The organism is Aminobacter sp. P4_H6_2 (assembly GCF_056400805.1).
This window is the reverse complement of record NZ_JBFUKO010000218.1, coordinates 1-8,059: the sequence shown is the minus strand read 5'-3', so window position 1 is coordinate 8,059 and position 8,059 is coordinate 1. Positions and strand designations below refer to the sequence as shown.

Here is an 8,059-nt window from a genome sequence, read left to right as displayed (position 1 = left end):
GTCTCGGCATGACCGTCGTCATGTGGATGTCGGCAAAAGAAGTGATGGCCGGAACCCAGACCGTGGGCGACTTCGTCTTCGTCAACGCCATGTTGATGCAGCTTTCGGTGCCACTCAATTTCATCGGCATGATCTATCGCGAAATCCGCCAGGGACTGACCGACATCGAAAAGATGTTCGAGCTGCTCGACGTGCCGCAGGAGGTGAACGACAGACCGGGCGCCCAGCCACTCGTGGTCGGCAATGGCCGCGTCGAGTTCCGCGATGTGCATTTCGCCTATGATCCGAACCGCCAGATTCTGAAAGGCGTGAGCTTCGAGGTGCCGGCCGGCAAGACGGTGGCGATCGTTGGTCCCTCGGGGGCCGGAAAATCGACGATCTCGCGGCTGCTGTTCCGCTTCTACGACATCCAGCAGGGCGCGATCCTGATCGACGGACAAGACATCCGCGACGTCACCCAGGAGAGCCTGCGCGGCGAGATCGGCATGGTGCCGCAGGATACCGTGCTGTTCAACGACACGATTGCCTACAACATCCGCTACGGCCGCATGAACGCGGACGAGGAAGACGTGCGCCGGGCAGCGGACCTGGCGCAGATTTCGAGCTTCATCGAGCGCATGCCGGATGGCTACAAATCGATGGTCGGCGAGCGGGGCTTGAAGCTTTCGGGCGGGGAAAAGCAGCGTGTGGCGATTGCCCGCACCATCCTCAAGGCGCCGCCGATCCTGATGCTGGACGAGGCGACGTCGGCGCTCGACACCCAGACCGAGCAGGAGATCCAGAGCGCGCTCGACCTGGTCAGCAAGGGCCGCACCACGATCGTCATCGCGCATAGGCTGTCGACGGTCATTTCGGCCGACGAGATCATCGTTTTGGCCGATGGCGCCATTGCCGAGCGCGGCACCCATGCGCAGCTACTGGGGCAGGACGGGCTCTACGCCTCGATGTGGGATCGCCAGCGCGAGGCCACCGAAGCCGAGGAGCGGCTGCGTCAGGCGCGCGAAGCCGACGAGTTCGGGGTCGTCGTGCGCCGCCGGACCCCGGAGGTCGAGGCCAGCGAGGTCGAGTGAGTGGCACATGGGCGGCATCGGCCGCCCATTGCTGGCGATAGCGGTGGGCGTCAGCAATGTCGCGTTGCGGCCTAGCGTCGTTTCCGGTAAGCACTCCCAGACTTCAACAGCAACGGCATCCCCTCCATGAGCATAGCCGACACGATCCGCAACGCCTTCGTTCCGGTCCATCGCGAGGGGTATCCCTTCATTGCCGGATTTGCGGCGGTCGCCATCCTGCTGGGCTTCTTTTCTACTTCGCTGTTCTGGGTGGGAGCGATTCTCACCGCCTGGTGCGCCTATTTCTACCGTGACCCCGAGCGGGTGACGCCTGTCGACGACAAGTTGGTGGTAAGTCCCGCCGATGGCGTGGTGTCGGCAGTCGGTCCCGCCGTGCCGCCGCGCGAGCTTGGCCTCGGCACCGCCGAGATGACCCGCATCTCGGTGTTCATGAACGTCTTTTCCGTCCACGTGAACCGTGCGCCGGTGCGCGGCAAGATCGTACGCGTCGAGCACCGTCCGGGCAAATTCCTCAACGCCGAACTCGACAAGGCGAGCCAGGAAAACGAGCGCAACGGTATTGTCATAGACAGCCCGAACGGCCAGGTGGCCGCCGTGCAGATCGCCGGTCTGGTGGCGCGTCGCATCCTCTGCTGGGCCGATGTCGGCGGCAACATCGGCGTTGGCGAACGTTTCGGCCTGATCCGCTTCGGCTCCCGCGTCGATGTGTTCCTGCCCACGACAGCAGTCGCACGCGTCGCAGTCGGCCAGACCGCAGTTGCCGGTGAAACCGTGCTTGCCGAATTCGGCGGCGCCAGCCACGCACCGCTGGTGCGGGTCTCCTGAGGACAACGCTGGTGTCATCGTTCAAACCCTTTGAACCCCATGGCCAGGGCGGTCCGCGCATTCGCGAGATTCCGCTGCGCATGGTGTTGCCCAATCTGATCACAGTGCTGGCTATCTGTGCCGGCCTGTCGGCCATTCGCCTCGCCTTTGAAGGCCGCTTCGAATCGGCTGTCGTCTTGGTGCTGCTGGCGGCCTTCCTCGACGGCATAGACGGGCGGCTGGCGCGGATGCTGAAAGCGACGTCGAAGTTCGGCGCGCAGATGGATTCGCTTGCCGACATCGTCAATTTCGGCGTCGTGCCGGCGCTTGTGCTTTATGCCTACCTGCTCGACAAGGCCGGTTCGCTGGGCTGGATCGCGACCCTGCTGTTTGCCATCGCCTGCGGCCTGCGTCTCGCGCGCTTCAACGTGCTCGACGAAGATCTCGATCGTCCGGCCTGGCAAGCGGAATATTTCGTCGGCATTCCGGCGCCGGCCGGCGCCCTTGTCGTGATGTTGCCGATGTATCTCGGCTTCCTGGGTGTCGAGGGCACCCGTACCGTGGCGTACGTCGCCACCGGGTTCACTATTCTCATCGCATTCCTTCTGGTCAGCCGCCTGCCGATCTATTCCGGCAAGACGCTGAGGATCCGGCGCGAATACCTGCTGCCGGTGATGCTGGCGGCGGTGTTCTACGTGCTGCTTCTGACGGTCTATCCCTGGCAGACGCTGACGGCTTCGGTAGGCGGATATTTGCTGTTTTTGCCACTGAGCGCCAGTGCCTATGCCCGCCGCGCCAAGATCGAGGCGGCTGCAATCGCAGCGGCTGCTGAAGCGGCGGCGACCGCCGAAACCGCGCCGGACGAAACCAAGCCGGAAGCTTAAGCCGCCAATCCGAGCTGGTCGAGCGCCATACGGCGGGTGGCGACGTAGTCGGTCTTGCCCGAGCCTAGCACTGGAATTTCGTGCACCTTGATGATGTCGTTCGGCACCATCAGCTCGGCGGCGCCGGCCTGCTTGCCGTAGAGGCGCAAGGTCTCGGGATCGGCGTTGCCGGCGGTGGTGACCAAAACGATGCGCTCGCCCCGGCGCTTGTCCGGCACGGCGACCGCCGCATGGCGCTCCTCCGGCCACAAAGCCTGCACCAGCATTTCGACAGCCCCCAGCGACACCATCTCGCCGGCGATCTTGGCGAAGCGCTTGGCTCGGCCGCGGATGGTGATGAAGCCTTCACGATCGACCGAAACGATGTCGCCGGTATCGTGCCAGCCTTCCAGCGGCTGCAACTCGCCCGGCCTGTCGGCGGTCATGTAGCCCATCATCAGATTGGGTCCCGATAGCCACAGCTGGCCGCCTTCGGGCACGCCTTCGATTTCTTCGAGCCGCATCCGCATGCCCGGCAGCAAGCGCCCGACCGTGCCGTCGCGGCTGTGTGTCGCCGTGTTGACGGCGACCACGGGGGCGGCTTCTGTCAACCCGAAACCCTCGATGATTTCGGCGCCGAAGCGTTCGCGCCAGACGCGTCGTGTCTCGGCCCGGACCGGCTCTGCACCGGCAACGATGAAGCGCAGGCTCGAAAAATCGCCGTCTTCGGCGGTACGCGCATAGGCCGCGAGGAAGGTGTCGGTGCCGAACATGATCGTCGGCCGGATTTTGCGCGCGACATCCGGGATAAGTTTGTAGTGCAGTGGCGAGGGGTAGAGGAACAGGCGCACGCCGGTGAGCAAGGGCAATATGGTGCCGCCGGTGAGACCGAAGGAGTGGAACACCGGCAGCACGTTGAACAGCTTGTCGGCCGGCGAAATGGTGATGCGCGCCTCGGCCTGCATGGCGTTGGCGACGAGGTTGCGGTGGGACAAGACGACCGCTTTGGGCGTGCCTTCCGATCCTGAAGTAAACAGGATGACGGCGGGTTTGGACGCGTCCTGGGGCTGCAGCGCACGCCGCCACTGGAGCGCGGCGGCGAGTTTTTCGAAGGTCGAGACGCTGTCGCGCAGTTCTTCCAGCCAGATCATCCGGGCGCCGGCCTGTTCGGCAGCAGTGATGATGTCGGCGAGATCGGCCTTCTTGATGAATGCGCGCGAGGAGATGATGGTCTTGATATCAGCCGTTTTCACTGCCGAGGCGACGTTGGCGGCACCGGCTGTGTAATTGATCATCGCAGCTACACGGCCCGCCGAGAGCAGACCGAGCATGCTCAGCACCACGCCATTGGCGTTGGGCAGCAGGATGCCGACAGCTTCGCCGGAACCGGACAGGGCTTCGAAGCGCTTGCCGAGCACGCGTGCGCCGGTCAGAAGCTGGCGATAGCTCAAGGCGCCACTGACGACGTCCTCCACGATCGGCCGCGAGGCGCCGTATCGGCTGGCGGCATCGCACAACGAATAGAACACGCCCCGGTCGAGATCTGTGCCGGCAAGACGCGCTTCAGCGCAACGGTCGAACAAGGCATTGGCGGTGGTGCTTTGCGAATAGCCGGCGCGCTGGAGCAAATCGGCCATGGTCATCGGTGCGAGAGCGATGATTTTCAGGCGCGGGAACCAATGACGCGGGGCGCGTTCTGCCGGCGTCAACGAGAAAGGCAGATGTCTGGCGCCGCTGACGAAGATCGGAACGATCCGGGCGTCGGCYTGCATGGCGATACGGGCGACGGCGCGGAACAGCCTGAACGACTTGACGTCGGGCTCGACGGTATCGGGCAGATAAACGGCGAGGCGGCCCTTGCCACGCAGCACACGAACCAGGCGCCGGCTGACGAAGACATGCTCGGCGTTAAAGGCGATGGTGCGGCCGAGTTCGCGCCAGGGCTCGAGCCAATGCGCGCGGGCGGATGAATCGTCGAGGATATGCAGGGTGTGCTCGGGCAGCAGCGACAGCATCAGCGCCGGTTCGAGGCGCGACTGATGCGAAATGACATAGATCACCGGGGTATCGACGTCGCGTGCCTTGCGCAGGGCCTCGTCGTCCACCCGGTAGATCAGCTTGAGCGGCAGATAAAGCAGTGCCTGGCGGAAGCGGATGCCGCGGCCATGCATCAACACACCTGCGGCAAGCATCCATGCCGCGACGAAGCCGAGCACAATTGCACTGGCCAGGATCATGCCGCACCTCCCGATGCCCGCAGCACCCACCGCGCGCATCGAAACTAGACGATGACGACGCAACGTCAATGCGCATCGTCATCCCACCATCCCCTTGGCCTCGGGACAGGAAAAAGCCGGTCTTGCGACCGGCTTAAGGTAAAGGGACGGGTGGAGGGGATGGGGGGATGGGGCAACCCGTCCTGAGCCTAAGAACGCCGAGTATCCGGATTGGTTCCGATGCGTTCAAGCTTTTTGTGATTCTTTTTTCAACTACGCCGGGTGAGGCGGTGTGCGTCGTGCGCTGGCCCAGTCGTACCAGGCGTGGGAAAACACCGCCGCAAGCACGACAGCGCCGCCGGCGAGGCTCGCGACAGGTGGTAGCTCTGCCAGGAACAGCCAGGCGAAGAAGATGCCGAAAGGCACTTCGGTCGTGCCGAGAAGGCCGGCTTCGGCGGCTGGAATGCGACGCGCGCCTTCGGTCCACAAGATGACGGCGAGCGCGAAGGCGAAGCCGAACGCTGCAAGCGGGGCAATGTCGGGTCTGGATATGGCAAGTGGGTCGGTGACGAACCAGGCAGGAATGAAGCCGAGAAACGCCGACACGGCGCCGGCCCAGACGACCGGCGCATTTCGGAAGCGGCGCACGAGTGCCGCATAAAGCGCGAAGGAGAGGGTCATCAGCATGGCGAGCGCATCGCCGAAGGCATGGCCACCGCCGAGCCCGGACGAGACCATGATCCCAACGCCAACCAGGCATATGGCGGCGGCAATCGCTGTCTGGCGCCGGAAGACCTCGCCGGCGACCAGCCATGCGAGCAGGGCAACGACAAACGGTACTGTGGCGTAGATGACAACGACGTTAGCGACATAGGTGTTCTTGAACGCGGCGATGAAGGCGATGCTGGAAAATGTGCCCAGTATGGCGAGCATCCAGCCCTGCCAGCCGAGGTGAAGGCTTTCGCCGCCGCCGTCGCGCCGCCGCCACAAGACATAGGCGGAGATCAGCAGCCCGCCGATCAGCCCGCGCCAGCAGGTGATGGTCAGGGGATCGGCGTCGATCGACTTGGTGAGGATGCCCGCAAGGCCGAAGACGGCTGCCGAACTGGCAATGAGCAGGACGCCGAGCCTGTGCTGCGAAGCGGCTTTGGTCTCGCTGGTCATGTCCATTGCCTCCGGTGAAGGAGCTGAGACTAGGGCAGCGCAACTGCCAACACGCTGTCAGTAGACATGTCCGGTTGGTGGCACAGCGTTTTGCTCGAAAGACGTCCGGCAGGGAATGCAGAAGCTTAACGTTCGGCCGCAACTGTCGGTTTCGGCCGAACGCTGATGCAGCATTGCCTCGGCGGCGTCAGTTCGTGGCGAAGCAGTAGAACAGGCCATCGCCACCCGTGCTCTTGAGCGCGTCCTGGCTGCAGCCGCCGCGCGAGGCGTGGGCCGAATTCCATGACCTGGCTGCCGCCGTGTCGGTGGTGCCTTTGCGGTCGTGATGGCCCATCATGGCGGCACCTTCGGTGCCATCGAGCGTCCAGTCGCCGCAGGTCTGGTCGGCGATCCTGGTGCCGTCGGGTTTGGAGCCGGTCAGAATGTCGTGGCGGTTGGGCGTGTCGCCGCGGCCGTTGATGACATTGCCCTTTTCGTCGAGCGCGGTCTCCTTGTTGATGTTGTTGGCGTCGCTGTGCAGCGAGGCGACATCGTCGGCGATCTTCTGGCCCTTGGCGTTGACCCATGGGCCCTTGCCGATGCGGTCCTTGGCGTCGGCGTCCTTGGTGGAGAGATAGGCATGCCACGTCTTGCCGTTTGAGCCCGCGGCTGCCGCCAGGCTCTGGCACTGGGCGTCGGCGCCTGCGAGACCGCCGAGATTGGCGCCCTTGCCAGGACCGCTGCTGGTCACAAAGAAGCTCATCGTATTGTCCTGGGCGCTGGCCGCCGAAAGTCCGGCGCACAGCGCTGCCGTCAGGACGAGAATGCGTTTCATCTTGGGTCCTCCCGTTTTCTTGTTTCCCACGCGCGAAAGGCTAGGACGCGGGCAACAACGCAGCCAATCACGACTGCGTGTCGAAAACGGCGAGGAACGCGTTCAGGCCGGTAGTTGGTAGGACGCCCAGCGCTGTTCCCTGATCTGGTAGATCTGGCCGGTACGGGTGAGGGCCGGGTCGACCATCGGCAGGATGTGGCTCGCCGTCTCGGACGGATGGGTCACCGACGCGGGGTTCTCGCCGGGCACTGCCTGGGCGCGCATCGCAGTGCGGCTGGTGCCTGGATCGAAGATGTTGACGCGCAATGCCATGTTCTTGGTTTCGTCGGCCCAGGAGCGGGCGAGCGCTTCGACAGCTGCCTTGGAGGCCGCATAAGGCGCCCAGAAGGCGCGGGCCGAGTGCGCCGAACCCGAGCTGACAATGACGGCGCGGCCGGCGTCGGAAAGCCTCAGCAGCGGATCGACCGAGCGGATCAGCCGCCAGGTGCCTGTGACATTGACCGCCATGACCTTGTCGAAAACCTTGGCCTCGACATGGCCGATCGGGGCTATGACGCCCAAAACGCCGGCATTGGCGACCAGGATGTCGAGCTTGCCCCAGCGTTCGTGGATCGAGCCGCCGAGCCGGTCGATGCCGGCCATGTCGGTCAGGTCGAGCGGCACAAGCGTTGCCTTGCCACCGGCTGCCTTGATCTCGTCGTCGAGTTCTTCCAGGCCACCGACAGTGCGCGCGACCGCGATCACATGGGCGCCGGCTGCGGCGAACTGTTTGGCGGTGTTGTAGCCGATGCCGCGCGAAGCGCCGGTGACAAGGGCGATACGGCCGGAGAGGTCGGGGATGGTGGTCATGCAGGCACCCAATTCGAACTGGTCGATCCGCTGCCTGATAGGACGATTTTGTCTGGAACAAAACCCCGCAACGGAGATTGATGATCGACGTGGTGCCGCACCCCGTGAAATTTTCGGGCCTGGCTGTCGGAATTGCCTGTAGTCAGGCGTCCTGGGTGGAGAACGTCATCTGCACCGGAGGGAGCCAGGTGCAGAACCGCGGCGATCCTCGGTGCCAGGCGGCTCTTCGCCGGCGTCTTTGCCATGGCGGCTGTCTTCAATTTCGCCGTTATGGAAGGT

8 protein-coding genes are annotated in these 8,059 nt (G+C 64.2%); 3 read left to right on the top strand and 5 right to left on the bottom strand.

The features are described 5' to 3' along the window. The 3 genes from AC1DUU_RS16355 to pssA form a co-directional block, all read left to right on the top strand. On the top strand, positions 1-1,070 hold a 1,070-nt coding region (locus AC1DUU_RS16355; protein WP_476784462.1), incomplete at its 5' end, for an ATP-binding cassette domain-containing protein. A gap of 126 nt (positions 1,071-1,196) precedes the next feature. Next, positions 1,197-1,895 (top strand): phosphatidylserine decarboxylase, encoded by a 699-nt coding sequence (locus AC1DUU_RS16350; RefSeq protein ID WP_476784461.1) that lies wholly within the window; start codon positions 1,197-1,199, stop codon positions 1,893-1,895. 8 nt (positions 1,896-1,903) lie between these two features. Then, positions 1,904-2,758 (top strand): CDP-diacylglycerol--serine O-phosphatidyltransferase, encoded by an 855-nt coding sequence (gene pssA, locus AC1DUU_RS16345; RefSeq protein WP_476784463.1) that lies wholly within the window; start codon positions 1,904-1,906, stop codon positions 2,756-2,758. Here the strand turns inward: pssA and AC1DUU_RS16340 are convergent. The 5 genes from AC1DUU_RS16340 to AC1DUU_RS16320 form a co-directional block, all read right to left on the bottom strand. Next, positions 2,755-4,974 carry an AMP-binding protein gene (locus AC1DUU_RS16340; protein WP_476784460.1) on the bottom strand — a complete coding sequence of 740 codons (2,220 nt, stop codon included), beginning with the start codon at positions 4,972-4,974 and terminating at the stop codon, positions 2,755-2,757. The two genes, pssA and AC1DUU_RS16340, sit on opposite strands and share 4 nt — an antisense overlap. Positions 4,975-5,226: 252 nt before the next feature. Further along, on the bottom strand, positions 5,227-6,117 hold the full coding sequence (locus AC1DUU_RS16335) for a DMT family transporter (RefSeq protein ID WP_476784459.1): 891 nt from the start codon (positions 6,115-6,117) through the stop codon (positions 5,227-5,229). A 187-nt stretch (positions 6,118-6,304) separates the two neighbouring features. Continuing rightward, positions 6,305-6,931, bottom strand: coding sequence for a hypothetical protein (locus AC1DUU_RS16330; RefSeq protein WP_476784458.1), 627 nt, complete (start codon positions 6,929-6,931; stop codon positions 6,305-6,307). A gap of 102 nt (positions 6,932-7,033) precedes the next feature. Further along, on the bottom strand, positions 7,034-7,780 hold the full coding sequence (locus AC1DUU_RS16325; protein ID WP_476784457.1) for an SDR family NAD(P)-dependent oxidoreductase: 747 nt from the start codon (positions 7,778-7,780) through the stop codon (positions 7,034-7,036). Continuing rightward, positions 7,777-8,059: hypothetical protein (locus AC1DUU_RS16320; RefSeq protein ID WP_476784456.1), on the bottom strand; the 283-nt coding region annotated here is incomplete at its 5' end. The genes AC1DUU_RS16320 and AC1DUU_RS16325, both read right to left, overlap by 4 nt.